This window comes from Bartonella sp. B1098, assembly GCF_944896145.1.
In the GTDB taxonomy this organism is placed as follows: Bacteria; Pseudomonadota; Alphaproteobacteria; order Rhizobiales; family Rhizobiaceae; genus Bartonella.
On sequence record NZ_CALYLP010000004.1, the window covers coordinates 97,982 to 118,587 of the forward strand.

Sequence of the window (20,606 nt, forward strand, 5' to 3'; positions counted from 1 at the left end):
GCCACACGAGCGCCTCACCTGTAACCTGTAAAAGTGAAAACTCTTAATAAATCAACATGTTGTACGAATAAGGGTGATGTCTCTGTTGGTTTATTAAGCAAGATATTTTCCTCCCGCGGTGCGGCTTGACACAATGCCACGCGCATAATGTTCTGCGGCTTGGTGCTGCTTAAAAGACACAATCAAAGAGGCAAAACGCCTATAGGGGGACAATGATCATGCTGACGTGCTGCAATCTCCCGTGTATAAAAAAAATCTTCTGGTTGGCATGAAAGTAAAGCTTTTATGACCGGATGGATCGGGTTAACCGATTTGCAATAATCCTAAAACTTTCCAATCCCACCCGCCCTGCTCTTCCAATCACTTGAAAGAGAAATTTTATTTTTAAAAAAAGCTTTGCGGATCGATATCAATTTGAACCCGAACGGAACTGGGCATTTTAGGGCTATTTCTCAGCATTGCCCGAATAAACCCTTGTATATCAAAAGAGCGCTGACCTTGCAATAAAAGCCGAAAACGATAACGCCCCCGAACCAGAGCCAAAGGCGCCTCTGCCGGTCCCATAACTGAGATATTTTTCTCCCGCGGTGCGGCTTGACGGAGTGCCCGCGCATAATGTTCTGCGACTTGGCGCTGTTGTGCAGACACAATCAAAGAGGCAAGACGCCCATAAGGGGGCAAATGATACTGTTGACGTGCTGCAATTTCTCGTGTGTAAAAATCTTCTGATTGGCATGAAAGTAAAGCCTTTATGACTGGATGATCCGGTTGATAGGTTTGCAATAATCCTAAACTTTCCAATCCCACCCGCCCTGCTCTTCCAGTCACTTGAGAGAGAAGCTGGAAGGTTCGTTCACTGGCGCGTAAATCGCCATTAGCAAGACCAAGATCAGCATCAACAACCCCCACCAGAGAGAGCTTGGGAAAATGATGTCCTTTAGCGACCAACTGTGTTCCAATAATAATATCCACATCACCATTGGCAATAGCTTGCAATTCGCTTCGCAACTGCCCAATCCCCCCTTTGAGATCCGTTGAAAGAATCAATGAGCGCGCTTGTGGAAAAAGCATTTGTGTTTCTTCTGCAATTCTTTCCACACCCGGTCCACAAGCCACGAGATGGTCTAATGTTCCGCATTCAGGACAGGCTTCTGGAAGTGGTTGATGATAACCACAATGATGGCATTTTAATTGCCCTTGCGCGCGATGTTCGACCAACCAACTTGAACAATCGCTACACTGAAAACGATGTCCACACACTCGGCATAAAGTTAAAGGCGCATAACCACGACGATTAAGAAAAAGCAGCGCCTGCTCACCTTTTTCAAGCGTTTGTTTTAAAGCCCTTTCAAGGGTAAAAGAAATAAAGCGCCCCTTTTGCACTCCTCCTTGACGCATATCAATGACCCGCAACTGTGGAAGGGCAACTTCTTTAAAACGGGAGGGTAAATGCACCTTTTGATAACGCCCTTTTAAAACATTGGCTTGGCTTTCAATCGACGGTGTAGCTGAGGACAAAATAACAGGAAAATGCTCAAAAGAGCCCCGAGCAACAGCCATATCACGCGCATGATAAAAAATGCGCTCTTCTTGTTTATAAGCGCTATCATGCTCTTCATCGACAACAATCAAGCCCAGTGAATGAAAGGGAAGAAAAAGTGCCGAACGAGCCCCCGCAACGACATGCACCCGCCCTTCTGCCACTTGCCGCCAGACACGTTCTCTACGACGCGGTGTCAAATCGGAATGCCATTCTGCTGCTGCAGCGCCAAAGCGTGCATAAAAACGATCTAAAAACTGCTGTGTTAAAGCAATTTCTGGCAATAAAATCAAAACTTGGCTACCCTCTTTGAAAGCTTGAGCAACCGCTTCAAAATAAACTTCTGTCTTTCCAGAGCCCGTCACACCATCGAGCAAAAAAACTTGAAACTGAGAAGACAAAACACCTTCCCGCAACAGTTTTGCTGCTTCACTCTGTGCGCCCTGCAACTGAGGAGGACAAAAGTCAGGATCGGGCATGCTCACAAGATCAGGAGCAGGAATTTTAACATCTTCAAAAATTCCTAGTGCTTTTAAACCTTCAACGACAGAAACAGATGTTCCAGCCGCATGCGCAAGACCAGAACGTGTCCAGATCTTCTCACTGCACACCAATTCCAAAACCCGTGACCGCGCTGGTGTAAGACGTTCCACATCTCCTCCACAATAGCGTAATCCCAGCATCTGCGCTTCCGGCTCTAAAGCAGCCGGTACAGACAAAACCAATCGTGCAACAAGACCAAAAGGCGTCATGGTATAACGGCTAACAAACCGCAAAAATGCGATCATTTCTGCCTTTAATGGCGGACAATCAAAAACATATAAAAGAGAACGTAATTTTTCACGCGCCACCGAAGCAGTTTCTTGACCATCTTTTGTCTTCTTTCCAACATCCACCACAAAACCGCAAAGTTCACGCCCCATCACCGGAACCCGAACAAAAGAACCAATTTCCACCTCCATAGAAGACGGAACTTTATAACTATAAGCATGCGCAACAGGAAGAGGAACCAAGACAGAAACAACCTTTTCCTCTATCATGTTTGAATTCACCCTTTTAACCAATCCATGATCTCCCCCTTATCTACAATCCTTTTGTCTACGATCCTCTTGAACCCCAACAAGTCTACACCTTATCTTTAAACACTCTTATAAAATTCATGGCGGGCTTCAATCACTCCCCTTTTCACAACAAGCTTCTCCCCAAAATTCTTTTTAAGACGCATTCCATCACCAAAACGCCAACAATCAATACAATGTCATCCTCTCTAACAAAAAAACAACGCCATTCTCCAGTGCCAATTAAAATCCATCACAATTAAGCATTCCACCCAACATTATCCCTGCGCTCCCTAGCAATCCATAAGTGTAATTTCATGCCCAACATATACATTTTTATTTTTTCCAGCTCAATGCTCAACTTATTCTCAATAGATTGATTTATAAAGATAAATCATTTTTACATATCGTCATAAAAACGCTCAATATGAGAATTTTTTCGTTATAAATAAATTCTTTGAACATAAGAAAAACTTCATGCGTAAAACACATAACTTCTTCAATGGTAATTTATGACACAAAAATCCATTCACTGACACGCGATCTTCCTTTACAGAAAGTAAATACATGATGAACACCATCGTATCCTTTTTTATGAACATCATGGCATTCCTAATTTTCACAAGGATATTTATTCTTACTCTTGCTTTTGCAGTCAACAATAGCGCATAACAAAAAAACAGGCTACAACATAAAAAGCTAAAAGGAAGAGGTTAGAGATGAAATTTTTTGTGGACAGCGCCAATATTGAAGAAATACGAGAATTACAGAATTTAAGTCTTGTTGATGGTGTGACCACCAATCCCTCTCTTATCCTCAAATCAGGACGCAATATTCTTGAAGTGACAAAAGAAATTTGTTCCCTCGTTAGTGGGCCTGTTTCTGCTGAAGTTGCCGCAACAGAATTTGAAAAAATCATGAAAGAAGCGGCTGTTTTAGCAAAGATTGCCGATAATATTTGCATCAAGCTTCCTTTAACACTGGATGGATTAAAAGCTTGTAAAGCCCTGACAGCAGAAGGACTAAAAACAAATCTCACCCTTTGTTTTTCTGCCAATCAAGCCTTACTTGCAGCCAAAGCAGGTGCAACATTTGTTTCACCTTTTATTGGGAGACTCGATGATTGCGGACTCAATGGAGGTGAACTCCTTCATGAAATTCGCACAATTTATGATAACTATAACTATAAAACACAAATCTTAGCCGCTTCAATCCGCACCGTTAATCATGTCAAAGAAGCAGCCCTAAGCGGTGCTGACGTTGCAACAGTTCCACCCGCAATCTTAAAAGCCCTCGTCAACCATCCGCTTACAGATAAAGGGTTACAAATATTTCTCAACGATTGGCAAAAAACAGGACAAAATATTGCCTAAGGACTAGAAGTTTTATTGGAAAGATCTCTCGAAAGTAACAAAAAAATCTGTTCAGCCAGCTCTTCTGCCACACGCTTTTTTGCATCTTCTTCTGCTTGCATCGTTGCATATTCTTGACGAAGTCGCTCAAAAGATGCATTCATTATTGCTGTTCCTTTTGCAACAGGTCTATTTTTCATATCCTGCAAGGTATAGGAAGCTTTGCTCATAACAGTTCCAACAGAAGGTCGTCCCTTTCTCTTTTTCTCAAAATCAACCTCTATCTGCATCGATTCTCTTGTCAAGACGGATATCTGCAATGCCAATCGATAAGCCGGTTGAGAAGGTTTTCCACCCTTTCCATACAAAAGGAACAGCAGATGATTGCGCACCATTTGTCCAAAACGATCCGAAGGCTCTTCCACAACAATAGAGCTAAGCTTTGCTGTAAGCCCCAAAGAAGCTTGCTCAGAAAGAGAATTCTGATGCGCGTAAGACCCCTCATAAACAGCAGAATTCATTACTCTTAAACTCTGCGACTCTTGACGGTAGAGCGGTTCAATTTTGCACCCATACAACAGTGTGAAGACACCCGCTAAAACAACAAGCAGAAAACTTTTAAAGAACGACATTCACAATCCTTTGTGGAACAATAATAATTTTTTTCATAGGTTTTTCACCCAGCTGCGCCTGTACGAAATCTAAAGCCAAAACTGCTTCTTTAATCATCGTCTCATTCGCAGTTGCAGCAACGGTGACCTCACCGCGTTTTTTACCATTAATTTGCACCGGCAAAGTATAACTTTCTTCAACGATTAATGCGGGGTTATAAACAGGCCAAGCAAGTTCAGACATTAAAGTTTTCTCCCCTAAAGCAGCATGACATTCCTCAGCTAAATGCGGCATGATCGGTGCAATCATGGCAAGGAAAAAATCCATAGCTTGACGTAAAGCCGCTTTCATTTCATCCTCAACATCCGTCACCTTATTTAACAAAGGTGCCATAATATTCAAGAATTCATAAAGACGTGCAATAGCTCGATTAAAAGCGAATTTTTCTAAATCATCTTCGACAGCGTGAAGCGTGCGATGTGCAACCTTTGACAGTTCCAAAGCCGCCCCCTGATGCCCTGCACAAGGGGGCACATCCTTTAAAACAGAAGCACTTAAAGCCACATGGCGCCAAACACGCTGCACAAAGCGATACGCGCCTTCAACACCCGATTCTGTCCAGATAACATCCCGCTCGGGCGGTGAATCAGACAACACAAACCAGCGTACCGTATCAGCGCCATAGGAGGCAATAATATCATCAGGATCAACGACATTCTTTTTTGATTTTGACATTTTCTCAATCAAACCAATTGTCACTTCGCTTTGATCGGTCAATTTATAAGCACATCGTTTTCCATCTTTTTCAACAATCGAAATCTCTGCTGGAGAAACCCACCCTTGATCATCGCGATAGGTTTCATGCACCACCATCCCTTGCGTAAACAGCCCCTTAAAAGGCTCATCCACACTCACATGACCAACCAATTTCATAGCACGCATAAAAAAGCGCGCATAAAGAAGATGGAGAATGGCATGCTCAATTCCACCAATATATTGTTGCACAGGCAACCATTCAGCGATTGCTTGTTGCTCAACAGGTTCTGCGGCAAAAGGAGCCGTAAAGCGCGCATAATACCAAGAAGAATCCACAAAAGTATCCATGGTATCCGTTTCGCGTTTGGCAGATTGACCGCAGGAAGGACAAGCAACATCCTGCCACTTTTCATGGCGCACAAGAGGATTGCCCGGTTGATCAAAAGTAACATCATCAGGCAATATAACCGGCAAATCAGAACGGGGGACAGGCACAACACCACACGTTTTACAATGGATTATCGGAATGGGGCATCCCCAATAACGTTGACGCGAAATCCCCCAATCACGCAATCGAAATTGCACTGTTTTTTCTCCCTGTGGTTGCCCATTGATCACTTGCCCCTCAAGCCTTTTGGCAGCTTCTTCAAAGGCTTGTTGAGGTGTCAAACCATCCAAAAAGTGGGAGTTAATCATCACCCCATCACCCACATAAGGTGTTTCAGCAATGACAAAATTTTCTTCCTTCGTCCCTTTTGGCAAAACTACAGGTTTTATCGGAAGATCATATTTACGCGCAAAATCGAAATCTCTCTGATCATGGGCTGGACAGCCAAAAACAGCCCCCGTTCCATAGTCCATCAACACAAAATTAGCGATATAAACGGGGATATGCACCGTTGAATCAAAAGGATGCACCGCCACAAGTGATGTGCGAAACCCTTGTTTTTCCGCTGTTTCAAGTGCTGCTGTTGTTGTTCCACCACTCCGACAACTCTCAACAAAAGCTGCCAAGGCTTTGTCTTTTTTTGCAAGAGCTTGCGCAATAGGATGATCAACAGACAGGGCTAAAAAAGAAGCACCAAACAAGGTATCAGGACGTGTTGAATAACAAACAACCTCATTAAAGGACTGACAAACATCATGAGCATCCTTTGCATCATCAGCTGTTACCTTTAAAGCCCAACGAATCAGCAAACCTTGGGATTTTCCAATCCAATTTTTTTGCATCGTGCGCACTTTTTCAGGCCATTGATCCAGTTCTTCAAGTCCTGCGAGTAAATCTTCACTAAAGTTACTAATTTTGAAAAACCACTGGGTCAATTCCCGCTGTTCAACTAACGCGCCCGAACGCCAACCCCTTCCATCCACAACCTGTTCATTGGCCAAAACCGTGTGGTCAACGGGATCCCAATTGACCTTAGCCACTTTACGCGCCACCAACCCCTTTTGATAAAAATCAAGGAACAGCATTTGTTGGCGGTGGTAATAATCCACATCACACGTTGCAAATTCACGCGCCCAATCGAGTGAAAGCCCTAATTGCTTTAATTGCCCACGCATCACGGCAATATTTTCATAGGTCCACGTTTTAGGATGCACTTTACTTTGCAAAGCAGCATTTTCAGCCGGCATTCCAAAAGCATCCCAGCCCATAGGATGAAGCACATTAAACCCCTTTGCGCGTTTATAGCGTGCCACCACATCTCCCATGGCATAATTGCGCACATGCCCCATGTGAATACGGCCTGACGGATAAGGAAACATCTCTAAAACATAATATTTTTTACGACCATCCTCCCCTATAGTCTGAAAAATTTTCTTTTCATCCCAAATTTCTTGCCATTTTTTTTCTCGCGCACGTGGATTATAGCGTTCACCTATCTTATAATGCTCAATCGTCATTCCCATGATACTCTTTTAATAAAACTGAACCAAAAACTTGTTTTATTATGCTTGACCATGGATTAACCTCATCGTCAACATTTTCGTGCAATATTTCCCTAAGTATTTTATAAAAATACCCCCCCCTGAATAAAACTCGAATAAAAACGGTAAAGCACAAAAATATGAAGACACACACACTCCCCCAAGCCTCTTCCACTGAAGCATTGCAAAACCTTCAAAAAGACATCGCAATACTATGCCAAGAGTTACAACGCCCTGTGGAAGAAGTTGAACTGATTGCTGTTTCAAAAACTGTTTCTGCTGCTGATATCCGCCCTCTTTTGCAAGCCGGTCACTCTCAATTTGCAGAAAATCGTGTGCAAGAAGCAGCACAAAAATGGCTAGAGTTACGTCAACAATTTGAAAATATTAAACTTCATCTCATCGGTCCTCTACAATCCAATAAAGCCGCTGAAGCTGTTAAAATTTTTGATGTCATTCAAACGGTTGATCGTGAAAAAATAGCCAAAATTTTGGCAGAAGAAATGCAAAAACAACAAAAACATCTCCCCTGCTATGTTCAAGTCAACATTGGCTTAGAATCGCAAAAAAGTGGTGTTGCACCGCAAGACGTGATCCCTTTTGTTTCTCAATGCAAAAACAACTATGGACTTGATATCATTGGTCTGATGGCCATCCCCCCCGTTGAGGAAAACCCTGGACCCTATTTCGCTCTATTAGCAAAACTAGCAAAACAAGCCGATCTTCCAAAGCTTTCCATGGGCATGTCCAATGACTTTAAAACAGCCCTACAATTTGGCTCGAATGTCCTTCGCATTGGCTCTGCTTTATTCGGCAAACGCCCTGTATGAAGCCATTTCCCTTCATATAAATTCATGCCCCCCTCCATACAAATTTCCCTTGAAAACGCTACGAATAAGCCCAAAACAACAGAAATGAAAAAATATTCCCCTCAATAAAAGAGAAACTCTAGCAGAAAATATTCCCCTCTCTCTTTCATCCCATAAGCAAAATGAGCAAAAATGCTCTTCAAGAGATTCTCACCAGCCCATCCATAACATGACTTCAAGACAGCTCTGCTTTGTCTTTCATATTCTCACACATCGCCTCTACTTCGCCCCCTTTGATCAATTCCCCGCCAAAGCACCCAAAAAAAATCCTTATATTAAAGACAAAATAATGAGAATAGATACGTTACACATAAATGAAAAAACTGTCGCCAAATAAATAATAGCAAAAGAACATTCAAAACGATTATCGTAATGATTTCCATTAAAAACCACGAATTCTCTCAACTTCCCCAACACGCGTAAACAATTCCCCATTTGTCAATGGCATAAAGCAGATAAGAAAAGGCTTTCTACGTACTAAAAAGGGGTAAGATGCACTTGGGCAATCGCCTAAAAAAGTATTAATCCCAATACATGCGTACAAACAATAACAACACAACTAAATTCAATGATAGCACAAATCTATTTCTTGGTGATCTTTGTAAATCAAGAGAAAAACACCAACTTTTCAGATGCACAATTTTTCTCATTTTAAACTAAAATTAAAAAAAATGTGGACGTATTTCTTATATTTAAACACTATAAATAATATTTTCATCTTATTAAGAAGAATATTTCAAAATATAAATAGTATATAAATAATGTATTCATCATTTATACAGTATTTTTGTTTATATTTTGAAAAATTATATTTAATATTTTTTTAAAACACGTGATAACCATCTGAAATGTATCATTATGATACTATTTTCAATAGAGATAATTCAAGGAGGAATAAAATGAGAAATTTTTCAGGTTTAACTTATACGATACATGACTCAACACCTATCATTTATGGAAATACATATAATCCTAATGATTTTATAACTCACATAGGTATAGGAGCGTTGCATGGAGCTTTTAATGGAGGAGGAGTCGGGGCAGTTACAGGTGCTTATACTGGAGGACCGGCAGGAGCACTTTCAGGTGGCGCCGTAGGTGGACTCTTAACAGGTGGTCTTTGGGCTTTTGGAGAAAAAGCTTGAGCGTGTTGGCTCTAATTTTTAGAGAATAGCTTAAAGATATCTCTGAAGTTAGTAATTTTGTAACTATATTCGAAAAAATATATCATGGATAAAATAATTTTCAGAGATATCTACTATACAAAATGTTATAATTAGGATTTTTTTATAATGGATATTCTTTATAAAATTGCAAGATTGTTCTTAATACTTATTGTATTTATCCCTATATATGCTACTTTTGTTAAAACATTCGGTGGTTGGAGTTGAAAACTATCCATAATAACAGGATTATTGGGAGGAATTCTATTTTTTATTTCTGATAGTTTATGTAAATATTTTGGTTTATATTAATCTTTATTGGATTTATTCTTTTAAAACGAATGAGTACAAAATAAAAAATATTCTCATCAAGAAAGCAGTCTCATTCCCTCTCCTAGGGTATTTTTTAATATCTTTATGCTTTTATAAAAAGCTCTGCACGACAATAGGTTCTTCCGCATGTGCGTGCCCTAAATGAGCATAAAATACTCATCTGAAGACAAACGTATCAGATTTTAAAAATTGACTATTCCAATCTTTGTCATTTAGTCTACCCTCACAATGAAAAGCTTTTGGGAAAAAGCTGCCACAAATATAAAAACACCATGGCTAATTTTTCCAAACAATAAATTAAAAGAGGGAAACATGACTGAAAAAATTTATCCGATATCAGAAGAGATCAAAAAAAATACTTTACTCAATGAGGAAACTTATCAAAAATGGTATCAGGAAAGCATCAATGATCCAGAAAGCTTTTGGGCAAAACATGGTCAATGTATTGAATGGTTTAAGCCTTTTACAAAAGTAAAAAACACTTCTTTTAATGATGATGTATTAATTCAATGGTACGAAGATGGGATAACAAATGTTGCCTATAATTGCATTGATCGCCACCTGAAAACCCATGGAGATAAAATCGCTCTGATTTGGGAAGGGGATAACCCCTATCATGATAAAAAAATAACCTATAATGAGCTTTATGAACATGTTTGTCGTTTTGCCAATCTCTTAAAAAGCCGTGGCATTAAGAAAGGCGATAAAGTAACCATTTATCTTCCCATGATTCCCGAAGCAGCCTATGCCATGCTCGCTTGTGCCCGCATTGGTGCTGTTCATTCGGTTATTTTTGCGGGCTTTTCTGCTGAAGCCATAGCAGGACGCCTTGTTGACTGTGAATCGACCTTCATCATTACCGCTGATCATGGCTTGCGTGGTGGCAAAAGGATTAACTTAAAAGACAATGTTGACCATGCCATTGAGATTGCCGCCCGCCCAAATATGTGTGTCGATCAAGTTATGGTTATACGGCGAACTTGTGAACCAATTGATTGGGTAGAAGGACGTGATTTTTGGTACCATGAAGAAATTGCTCATGCCAAAACAGACTGTCCAGCAGAACCCATGAATGCTGAAGATCCACTTTTTATTCTTTACACCTCAGGCTCAACCGGCAAACCCAAAGGTGTTTTGCATACCACAGCGGGCTATCTTGTTTTTGCTGCAATGACCCACAAATATGTTTTTGATTATCACTCCAGTGAAATTTACTGGTGTACAGCCGATATTGGTTGGATTACGGGGCATTCTTACTTGGTTTATGGACCTCTATGCAACAAAGCCACCACTTTAATGTTTGAAGGCACCCCAACCTTTCCTGACAAAGGCAGATTTTGGGAAATTGTTGACAAACACCAAGTTAATATATTCTACACCGCACCAACCGCTATCCGCGCCTTAATGGGAGCAGGCAATTCATTCGTTGAATGCTCGAAAAGGACATCCTTACGCCTCTTAGGAACTGTCGGGGAACCGATTAATCCAGAAGCATGGGAATGGTTTTATCACACAATTGGAAATAACCATTGTCCGATTCTCGATACATGGTGGCAAACAGAAACAGGAGGGCATATGATCACCCCCCTCCCCGGTGCAATACCCCTCAAAGCAGGCTCCGCCACACGTCCCTTTTTTGGTGTTCAACCCCAAATCGTTGACGCCCAGGGCAATGTTTTAGAAGGTGAAGCAGAAGGCAATCTTTGTATCAGTGATTCATGGCCCGGACAAATGCGCACGCTCTATAAGGATCACGAGCGCTTTATTCAAACCTATTTTTCCACCTATAAAGGAAAATATTTTACAGGCGATGGCTGTAGGCGCGATAGTGATGGCTATTACTGGATTACAGGACGGGTTGATGACATTCTCAATGTCTCAGGGCACAGATTAGGAACCGCTGAAATTGAATCCGCCCTTGTTTTGCACCCCGCTGTATCAGAAGCCGCTATTGTTGGTTACCCACATCCCATTAAAGGACAGGGGATCTACAGCTTTGTCACTCTTATGGAAGGCAAAACATCCAGTGACCAATTACGTAAAGAGCTTATTCAGCATGTCAGAAAGGAAATAGGCTCCATTGCCATCTTGGATAAAATTCAGTTTGCTCCGCAACTTCCCAAAACGCGATCAGGAAAAATTATGAGACGCATTTTACGCAAAATTGCTGAAAATAATTTTGATAATTTAGGAGATATTTCAACCCTTGCCGAACCACAAGTTGTTGAAGATCTGATTGCCAATCGACAAGATTAAAGAAAAACGACAAAATACAACCATACGGTGGTTTTTATTTTTTGCACAAATATCTCGGCATTATTATGAAAACCACCGATAAGAAGAAAAACTTCCTAACTGGAATATGCTCTTAATGGGAATATGCATGTGAATAAAAAAATAAGATAATGAGATAAAAAGAGCAATAGAGCCTTTTTAAATTGCCTTTTTAATGGCTTCATGCCCCCTCAATGCAAAAAAGTCTCTGAACAAAAAGGAAAGATAATTCTGATGTTTATGCTAGAATCACTTTGAAATTCCTGCTAAAATCATAAATAAAGGGAGAAAGAGCAAGTATAAATGATAATATTTTTGAGCAAGAATATTTATCGATAACAAAAGCGCAGAAAAAAAACATGAAATCTAAAATGAACAAGCTTACAACAAAAGCCTAACGCTATGAAACGGCAAAAATTTTTAAAATAAATGCTACAAGATAAAATCAGGAGTAAGAACAAAAAGTGATTCATTTTGAAAATGTCGGTCTGCGCTATGGAATGGGCCCAGAGATCCTTCGTGATATTAGCTTTCATATTCCTGCTGGATCATTTCAATTTCTCACGGGAGCCTCTGGAGCAGGTAAGACATCATTGATGCGTCTGATGTTTTTAGCACTCAAACCAACGCGTGGTCATATTGATTTATTTGGAATAGACACAGCTTTACTTAGACGACAAGAGCTCCCTGCGCTACGACAACGTATTGGGGTGGTTTTTCAAGATTTTCGTCTCCTTGACCACATGACCACTTATGAAAATGTCTCTTTGCCCTTACGCATTAAAGGGCAAGAAGAAGCAACCTACCGCAGTGAAGTAGAAGATCTTCTCTGTTGGGTAGGTCTTGGCGATCATATTCATGTTTTACCACCGGTTCTTTCCGGTGGGGAAAAGCAAAGAGTCGCCATTGCACGTGCATTGATTGATCAGCCTGAAATTCTTCTTGCGGATGAACCAACAGGAAATGTCGACCCGCCCTTGGCAAAACGCCTGTTGCGTTTGTTTATTGAATTAAACCGTTTTGGAACGGCTGTAATCATTGCCACTCATGATATCGCCTTAATGGAACAAGTTGCAGCACGACGTATGCTTCTCCATAATGGACGGATGACGATTCATGAATAAATTTTTTTCCATTTTTACCAGCAATAAAAAAACCACAACGGCGATTATTCCCAGTAGCAACATTTCTGGGCAAGCGCTGGTTGCCGTCATTGCTATTATGACATTTCTCTCAAGCCTCACCTTAATTGGTGTTGATTTAGTCCAGCGTTCTGCCAAAAATTGGAGCAATCAGATTAGCTATGAAGCTACAATACAAATACGCCCCGTTGACAATGTTGATATCAACAAAGCACTTCATGATGCAGTAACATTAGTTAAAACCTTTTCTGGTGTACAAGATGCAAAAATTGTTGACCAAAACGCCACCGAAAAGTTACTCGAACCATGGCTTGGAACAGGTTTTAATTTGAACGAATTGCCTCTTCCCCGCCTTATCATTGTCACCTTAAAAGAAGATGAAACAATCAATTTTGCCGCCATCAATCATGCCATTAAAACTCAAATTCCAGGCGGTCAATTTGATGATCACCGTGTTTGGGTCCATCGCTTTGCAACCATGGCATATACCACTGTTTTTATTGGTTTTTCAATTTTAGCATTGGTTTTAGGCTCTCTTATCCTCACCATTGTTTTTGCCACCCGCAATGCATTGGCAGAAAACGCCCATATTATCAATGTGTTATATTTTCTTGGTACTGAAACCCTTTTCATTGCGCGTCAATTTGACTGGCATTTTTTTAAAACTGCGCTGCGCGGTGCTTTATATGGTGGTCTCACAAGTATATTTCTGTTCTCAACCTTTTGTCTGTGGACGAATTATAACTTAGGAAGAGCAGAAGCCAGCCAAGTAACCGCTTTATTTGGACATATTTCCATAAATTCCATTCCTTATGGAAAAATTATTCTCCTGATTATTTTCGTTTCTTTTCTCACCACTTTGACAAACCGCATGACTATTTTAGCGCAATTGAAAAAAATCGATCAATGTGAAAATGGTTTATTTTAATTTTATGACTCACAACAGCTCCAACTCATTGACTCAAAATAATTTAGAACGTCCTGTTTCAAAACAGCCCCACCATAGCTGGTCTCCCCGCCGCTTATTTCGCTATTTTCCACCAACAACCCTTACTCTTGCCGTCATTGTTTTCATTTTTTGGGGTGGTTTTATTATTTTTTCTGAAAAAACCGAACGGCTTTCTCCTCCAATGCCTCTTCCCAAAGCCGATGCCATCATTGTGCTTACAGGCGGAGAACACCGAATAGAAACAGGACTCCATCTCTTACAAAAAGGGCTGGGTTCACGACTCCTCATCAGTGGCGTAAACGCCTCAACCAATCTAAAGGGGTTTATGCATAACATGCATATTAGCCCACAACTTATCTCCTGTTGTATTGATATTGGGCATCAAGCAATTAACACCAGAGGAAACGCCGAAGAAAGCGCCGCTTGGATTAAAAAGCATCACTATAAAACCCTTTATATCGTCACCCATGATTACCACATATGGCGCTCAATGCGTGAACTTAAATATCTCATGCCTGATATCCATTTCATTGCTTATCCTGTGAAAAAGAGCGATGCTGAAAGTACAATACAACAGATCAAGCAAGCCCGCATTCTTATAGTCCAATATATTAAAACGCTCCAAGTCTATATCAGAACCGCCTTCTGATTTTCCCCATGATCCTTTACCCTTGTGACTTTAAACCTTGCCATCTTCTGACCACTTCCTAGCGTTTTCTCCATACCCTTTCACACGGGATTCCTCCATAAAGGTTCGACAAACAAATCCTCATGCCAAGCAAACGCCCCAATACACTTATGCATTCATTACAAGACATTGATTTATAATGATCATCTACCATAATTTATCTTAAATAAGAGTCTCAAATACCATAAGATTCCCTCACTTTAAATCTGTTCTCTATTGAATCAATCAAAACTGTTTTGTTTGCACATCACAGGAAAAGAGAACCTGTGTGGCGTAAAACTGTCCCAAAACAACATGCCTCTTATGAAAAGTCTCAAGTGACAAGGGCTCTTAACACAAAATTGGGAGCAGTGGATAATGGTGCCGGCTTGGATCATGCTCCCTTAAAGAAGAGTGTTTTATCACCGCCCCCAAAGACTCTCATTTTACCGTACAATGGATAATTGAACCTTTTCAGTTTCTCGCACTTCCAATTTTGGAAGATTACGCACAATTTTCATGGTTTCTAAGCTTACCGTAATAACTCGTTGAAACAATTCTAGAGGATAGGCTGGATTACCCACCGTCTCAACAGCATAACGATTAGCATCATTCACAATCCCACTTGCTTTATCCGTTTTGACAATCTGCCGCTCCATCACCCATTCAAGAGCGGATCGACCATTCACCACATACGTATAAGCTTCAAGAGGAATATTTTGCATGGTAATATTGCTATTATAAACCACACTACTTTTATCAATAGCCCCGCGCTTACCGGCAAATTTCATCGCTTGAACACGATAGAAACTCTTTTCATCAGAAATCACCCAAGTTTTTGGATCCCCCTGTTTATAGGTCACCGGATAGGGCTCAACCTCTTCGTAGTTCATATGCAAATCACCAAGCTTTCGCCCCGCTTCCACAAAAGCCCAAAAGTCTTCTGCTTTTTTGACCGTTGGAATTCGCGGCAATTCTTTAGACAGATTATGCACATAACGCGCACAGTAATCCTCAGAGTGCAAAATCCCATAGACATAATAAAACAAATCATCTTTTGTAATCACTTCACCAGGATAAGCTGCCTCAAAATGCGCCAATCCTTCATCGGTGAGTGCATCACGCCGCTGCAGACCAGCTTTTTTTCTGCCTTCTGCAAAATTTGTAAATAAATGAACCTGACCATCCTCTTTATCCTCTAAAGACTTAAAATCCTCATAAACATACCGTGGAAAACATTGACCTTTTTCCATTGCATCATAGCTAGGCAAATTTTTAGTCATAAGAACAGAAAAACCACTGTTTGCTCCAACTCCTGTAACTTGTATAACCCTATTTTCAACTGCTTGTTCCATCGGAAATATCCGTGGCATTTGATAAACCATTTCATTAAAAGTGCGATTATAATAGAGCCATTGCTGTGTAAAAGGACGATAAAGACTCTGAACTACGCAATCACTTGCAAATTCGGAAATTTTTCCTCTAGCTAATTGTTGTTTGATAGCACGACTCCAACTGATTTTTTTAGTATCTGTATTGATAAAATCGTTTACAGCATTTACACGCGCTTTTCGATTAGAATGTGCATAAGCATTATTAAAACGTTCTACTTCATTATTATAGAAAGCAATCATACCGCTCATATTGCCCGCTAAAGCTTCATGACTTGAATTATAAGCCCAAGCATCACGATTAGTTTTTATCCCACAAGAAAAATTTTCAAATAGTTTTTTATCACCCCTCTTCTTATCACCTAAGGCTAAAAATTTCTCAAAATCACTGTTGCGCTGATCCAGCCAATCACCATGCGCATCTGGCGTAATCATTTGCCAACCGTGTTCACGCTTGATACCACCAACACTGCCCAACCGCTGAAGCTCATGTAGTTTTTCTTTTGTCGTGAGGTTATTGCCAATATCATGATAGTAAATTTTACAAGGTCCTGTGGCATTGGAATTTTTAACAAACAGCGTCACGGCAATTCCTGTCATACTGCCATTTCCGAAAACATTTTGTCCTTCTTGCGCACGCCCTTTACTCAACATATTTTTGCGAATATCACCACGCAAATTGAGAACATAAATGTTTGAGAATTCTTTACTCAATTCTTTTCGTAAGCCGTTCGTAGAATATCCATTGATAAAACCTGAATTTGTGACAAAACCAATAATGCCACAGTCTTTTATGCGATCACTTGCCCAACGAATGGCACGAATATAACTGTCATAAAGTCCATTAACATTGCTCGCACTAGATTGAGCAGCATAAGTTTCACGGATACGCCTATCCAATTTAGGATAACCGATATTTTTGGCATTATCGTTTTCGCTTTTTTGTCCAGAAGAATAAGGAGGGTTTCCCACGATAACACGAATATCCAGTTCCTTCTGGCGTGACCTGCGGGTGCTGTTAGCCGCTAGCAAATCGCTAATCAAATCTTTGTCTTGCTCATAAAGCTGAAATGTATCGGTCAGACAAATTCCTTCAAAGGGAACATAATCACCCCCCATCAAACCATGATAGATTGTCTCAATATTAATAGCAGCGATATAATAGGCTAAAAGCACGATTTCATTGGCATGAATTTCATGACAAAATTTGTGTTTCATTTCTTCTGGTTTGATCAAGCCTGATTGCAAAAGCCGTGTGATAAAAGTCCCTGTTCCCGTAAAAGGATCCATGATGTGCACACCTGAAGAGCCAAGCGTTTGGCCAAATTCTTGTTTTAACACATCATTGACAGAATGAATGATAAAATCCACCACCTCAACGGGCGTATAAACAATCCCTAGTTTTTCTACTGTTCGTGGAAAAGCATAACGAAAAAATTTATCGTAAAGCTCTACAATTAACCTCTGCTTTGCTTGTGGATCGGTAATACCGCTGGCGCGTAATTTTACACTGGCGTAAAATTTCTCAAGATCTTTGGATTCCTTATCAAGATTTGCTTCATTAAGCACATCAAGCATCTGTTGCATAGCACGCGAGACAGGGTTTTCACGCGTAAACTGATAACCTTCAAACAACACCTGAAAAACAGGACGCGTGATAATATGTTGTGCCAACATCTCAATCGCATCAGCCTCTGTCACCGCATTATTTAAATCATCACGCAGTTCTGCTAAAAACTGGTTAAAGGCTTGACGCGCTCTCGTGTCTGGCTCTGCCAGAATACCCGTTAAGCGCGTGATATGATTTTTGGCAATCTCCGCAATATTGCTCGCCCAGTCCTCCCAATAATCACGCGTTCCGCATTTTTTGACGATCTTTGCCATGATCGCACGCGAAAGCTCATCCACAGGGAAAGAAAGCTCCCCTTGACCATCTGTAAAAAGGAAATCACGCTCAGGACCTCCAATTCCTGAATGTGCCGGTTGTAAGCGGATCGGAAGATTGTCGACAACAGCTGTCACAGCCTGTAACTCAGTACTTTTTGTCACTCCAATAATCTCAATCACATTGCTGATATCTTGCCCTAGCGATGCCTTATTAATTGTCGCATCAAAACGATCATCATGTGCACGCAAAGCATTTAAAATTTGCCAAATAACCCGATATTTATCATTGTTGTTTAAAGCCTGTTCCGCTGGAATATCAAAAGGAATCCCTATCGGCAAAATAACATACCCCATCTTTTTGCCTTCACTGCGACGCATCACCCGCCCAACCGCTTGCACAACATCAATCTGACTCTTGCGTGGATTTAAAAACATGATGGCATCAAGAGCTGGAACATCCACCCCCTCAGACAAACAACGAGCATTGGTCAAAATACGACAAACCTTATCACCGCTATCCGCTTTCAACCAATCAAGCAGTGCACCACGATCCTTGGCATTAAAAGTACCATCAACATGTTCAATTTCACACTGCAGAAAATTCTCGTTTTCCGCATTCCCTTGAGTATACTCAAGATATTCCTCAACAACCGCAGAAAATTCATCACGGACCAGTTTAGAACTGCGAATATCTTTACAAAATGCCAAAGCACGCTGCATGGGATACGGATCAGCCCCAACATCAGCCTTCATATCCTTTTTTGTCAGCGCCTTATAACAGCCAATAATCTTCGTTGCATCATCAAGAATAAGTGCAGATTCGCTATCACTAAGGCGCTTTTGAACAGCAGAACTCACGAGGTTTTCGTCCATCGCTAAGACAATAACCTTATAGTCCGTTAAAAGGTTATGCTGTACAGCCCATGAAAAGCCCCGATAAAAAAGTGTTTTACCAAAAAGCTTTTCATCATCCATCGAAGCGAGAACAGCATTGGCTTCATTCGCGCGACTTTTTGCATTATCCCCAAAAATGCGGGGCGTTGCTGTCATATAAAGGCGTTTTTTAGCCCGAATAATATCATTGGAATGCACCTTCACAAAATTGGATTCATCCTCTCCCTCCAGCGTTGCTCCTGTTGTACGATGCGCCTCATCACAAATGATCAGATCAAAGGTAGGAAAACCATAGTTTTTCTGAGCATCCGCAATCACCTGAATGGATTGATAGGTTGCAAACACCACGCTCATCTCATCTGCAACACTCTTGCCCGCCTGTTCTGCCAGTTTTGCTGCATCGGTTGTCGCTGGAAAAGCAAGGTCACACACATCAATTTCTGCAACATCATCACTATTTTTACGACGCTTTCCCACTTGTATATCAGAACAAACCGCAAAGGAACGTAAATCGATTTCTGCATCCGTCGTCCATTCACGCACCGTCTGTGACATCAGTGCAAGGGAGGGGACAAGAAACAAAACAAACTTGCCTTGACCTGCTAAATCCTCAGCAATCTTAAGACTGGTAAATGTCTTACCGGTTCCACAAGCCATAATGAGCTTACCCCGATCAGCCTGAGCAAGCCCCGCATGCACAAAACGTAATGCCTCCCCCTGATGGGGACGGAGTTTCTTTTTACCCTCCAACGCAATTGTGCCTTTGGCTGCAAAAGTCTCCCAACGGATTGGACTTTTTTGCAAATCGGAAAGATTAATCCGTGTAACAGGAATTTTTTGCCCCTGTATCATTGTTTCAGCATTGTCAGTCCAAGCATTGAGTGTACTATCTACGATCACACGCCGCTTAAACGGTTCTTTCCCTGATGCAGAAATAAAACTATCAATATCTGCTTTTTTAATCCGATAGGATTCATCATAAAATTTACATTGGATTGCCGCAAAACCATCTTCATGGCGAAGCTTTGCCACCAAATCAATACCGGTATCACGACCATCCCAACCATTTTCATGTGCCCAATCTTTAAAGGTCTGAACCTTTTCATAACACTGAGACTGGAGTGGATCATGGGTCAAATAAGCAAGAGCCAAACGCTCAAAATACGTGCCCTTATCCCGTTCGGTACGTGCTTCCTCACGATAAGACTGTAAAAGCGATTGTAGCGTCGTCATGCTTCCCCCCCAATTTTAAATACCCTCAATTATCGAATCTAGACCAATTCGTCAATGCTCTTATGTCTTCCCCAAAAGATTTAAAATATCTTAATTTTAAGATGTTCTTTCTATCCTTGACAACATGATATGAGCAAATCCCTTTGCCCCTCCCAAACTATAATGCCCCAAACTATACGATGAATTGACTGATGTCCCCTCTCTTATGGAAATAAAAGAAAAGTGTGATGATTTTGAAAATATTTTTTTGCCTTTTGTAAAACAACACAATTAAAGTGTGCAATAGTTTTAGGATTGAGCTTAAAAAATGAGAGGCTTACCACCTCTCAAACTTTTTTATCCCCCTCACCAAAATCATGAGATCAAAGCCACATTTTACGCAGTTGCTTCCTAAAATCACCCTCCTATGGAAACACCGATAGCATCCTTATCGCAGAAAACCAAAATGGCTTGTTTTATCTCAGCCCCCAAAATGAGAAGATGGAGAAGAAAAAAGCGATATCTTAAACAAATAGTCTAAAGAAAGCTAAATTACGCGCATGAAAAAACGGCAAATG

At 40.8% G+C, this 20,606-nt stretch carries 12 protein-coding genes; 8 read left to right on the plus strand and 4 right to left on the minus strand.

Going from position 1 to position 20,606, the window contains the following annotated elements:
* Positions 1 to 384: 384 nt before the first annotated feature.
* Positions 385 to 2,580, minus strand: a complete 2,196-nt coding sequence (locus NNJ85_RS07955; RefSeq protein WP_254475048.1) for a primosomal protein N' — start codon at positions 2,578 to 2,580, stop codon at positions 385 to 387.
* Between the two features lie 737 nt (positions 2,581 to 3,317).
* On the opposite strand from NNJ85_RS07955, the gene fsa reads away from it, so the two are divergent.
* Positions 3,318 to 3,971, plus strand: a complete 654-nt coding sequence (fsa, locus tag NNJ85_RS07960) for a fructose-6-phosphate aldolase (protein WP_254475049.1) — start codon at positions 3,318 to 3,320, stop codon at positions 3,969 to 3,971.
* Here fsa and NNJ85_RS07965 read toward each other — a convergent pair.
* Positions 3,968 to 4,582: an LPS assembly lipoprotein LptE gene (locus NNJ85_RS07965; RefSeq protein ID WP_254475050.1), complete on the minus strand. Its 615-nt coding sequence runs from the start codon at positions 4,580 to 4,582 to the stop codon at positions 3,968 to 3,970. The two genes, fsa and NNJ85_RS07965, sit on opposite strands and share 4 nt — an antisense overlap.
* Positions 4,569 to 7,223 (minus strand): leucine--tRNA ligase, encoded by a 2,655-nt coding sequence (gene leuS, locus NNJ85_RS07970; protein WP_254475182.1) that lies wholly within the window; start codon positions 7,221 to 7,223, stop codon positions 4,569 to 4,571. The genes NNJ85_RS07965 and leuS overlap by 14 nt, the downstream gene beginning before the upstream one ends.
* A 164-nt stretch (positions 7,224 to 7,387) precedes the next feature.
* On the opposite strand from leuS, the gene NNJ85_RS07975 reads away from it, so the two are divergent.
* The 7 genes from NNJ85_RS07975 to NNJ85_RS08005 all read left to right on the plus strand — a co-directional run bounded on the left by NNJ85_RS07975 (position 7,388) and on the right by NNJ85_RS08005 (position 15,108).
* Positions 7,388 to 8,077 carry a YggS family pyridoxal phosphate-dependent enzyme gene (locus NNJ85_RS07975; protein ID WP_254475051.1) on the plus strand — a complete coding sequence of 230 codons (690 nt, stop codon included), beginning with the start codon at positions 7,388 to 7,390 and terminating at the stop codon, positions 8,075 to 8,077.
* A gap of 938 nt (positions 8,078 to 9,015) precedes the next feature.
* The gene (locus tag NNJ85_RS07980) at positions 9,016 to 9,261 is read left to right on the plus strand and encodes a hypothetical protein (protein ID WP_254475052.1); all 246 of its coding nucleotides are present in this window, start codon (positions 9,016 to 9,018) and stop codon (positions 9,259 to 9,261) included.
* A 663-nt stretch (positions 9,262 to 9,924) separates the two neighbouring features.
* The gene (gene acs / locus NNJ85_RS07985) at positions 9,925 to 11,868 is read left to right on the plus strand and encodes an acetate--CoA ligase (protein WP_254475053.1); all 1,944 of its coding nucleotides are present in this window, start codon (positions 9,925 to 9,927) and stop codon (positions 11,866 to 11,868) included.
* 482 nt (positions 11,869 to 12,350) lie between these two features.
* On the plus strand, positions 12,351 to 13,010 hold the full coding sequence (gene ftsE, locus NNJ85_RS07990) for a cell division ATP-binding protein FtsE (protein ID WP_254475055.1): 660 nt from the start codon (positions 12,351 to 12,353) through the stop codon (positions 13,008 to 13,010).
* The gene (locus tag NNJ85_RS07995; RefSeq protein ID WP_254475057.1) at positions 13,003 to 13,956 is read left to right on the plus strand and encodes an ABC transporter permease; all 954 of its coding nucleotides are present in this window, start codon (positions 13,003 to 13,005) and stop codon (positions 13,954 to 13,956) included. Before ftsE ends, NNJ85_RS07995 begins: the two co-directional genes overlap by 8 nt.
* Positions 13,943 to 14,626: a YdcF family protein gene (locus NNJ85_RS08000; protein ID WP_254475058.1), complete on the plus strand. Its 684-nt coding sequence runs from the start codon at positions 13,943 to 13,945 to the stop codon at positions 14,624 to 14,626. Before NNJ85_RS07995 ends, NNJ85_RS08000 begins: the two co-directional genes overlap by 14 nt.
* 305 nt (positions 14,627 to 14,931) lie before the next feature.
* Entirely contained in the window at positions 14,932 to 15,108 is a 177-nt protein-coding gene (locus NNJ85_RS08005; RefSeq protein ID WP_254475059.1) for a hypothetical protein, read from the plus strand.
* On the opposite strand, the gene NNJ85_RS08010 is transcribed toward NNJ85_RS08005, so the two are convergent.
* Positions 15,091 to 20,049: a type ISP restriction/modification enzyme gene (locus tag NNJ85_RS08010; protein ID WP_254475061.1), complete on the minus strand. Its 4,959-nt coding sequence runs from the start codon at positions 20,047 to 20,049 to the stop codon at positions 15,091 to 15,093. The two genes, NNJ85_RS08005 and NNJ85_RS08010, sit on opposite strands and share 18 nt — an antisense overlap.
* Between the last annotated feature and the right edge of the window lie 557 nt (positions 20,050 to 20,606).

What these genes read in the sequence shown, in the direction of transcription:
- NNJ85_RS08010 (WP_254475061.1), bottom strand. Translation starts at nt 20,049, where the DNA reads ATGACGACGCTACAATCGCTTTTACAGTCTTATCGTGAGGAAGCACGT.
- NNJ85_RS07995 (WP_254475057.1), top strand. Translation starts at nt 13,003, where the DNA reads ATGAATAAATTTTTTTCCATTTTTACCAGCAATAAAAAAACCACAACG.
- NNJ85_RS07980 (WP_254475052.1), top strand. Translation starts at nt 9,016, where the DNA reads ATGAGAAATTTTTCAGGTTTAACTTATACGATACATGACTCAACACCT.
- acs (WP_254475053.1), top strand. Translation starts at nt 9,925, where the DNA reads ATGACTGAAAAAATTTATCCGATATCAGAAGAGATCAAAAAAAATACT.
- fsa (WP_254475049.1), top strand. Translation starts at nt 3,318, where the DNA reads ATGAAATTTTTTGTGGACAGCGCCAATATTGAAGAAATACGAGAATTA.
- leuS (WP_254475182.1), bottom strand. Translation starts at nt 7,223, where the DNA reads ATGACGATTGAGCATTATAAGATAGGTGAACGCTATAATCCACGTGCG.
- NNJ85_RS07965 (WP_254475050.1), bottom strand. Translation starts at nt 4,582, where the DNA reads ATGTCGTTCTTTAAAAGTTTTCTGCTTGTTGTTTTAGCGGGTGTCTTC.
- NNJ85_RS08000 (WP_254475058.1), top strand. Translation starts at nt 13,943, where the DNA reads ATGGTTTATTTTAATTTTATGACTCACAACAGCTCCAACTCATTGACT.
- NNJ85_RS07955 (WP_254475048.1), bottom strand. Translation starts at nt 2,580, where the DNA reads ATGATAGAGGAAAAGGTTGTTTCTGTCTTGGTTCCTCTTCCTGTTGCG.
- NNJ85_RS07975 (WP_254475051.1), top strand. Translation starts at nt 7,388, where the DNA reads ATGAAGACACACACACTCCCCCAAGCCTCTTCCACTGAAGCATTGCAA.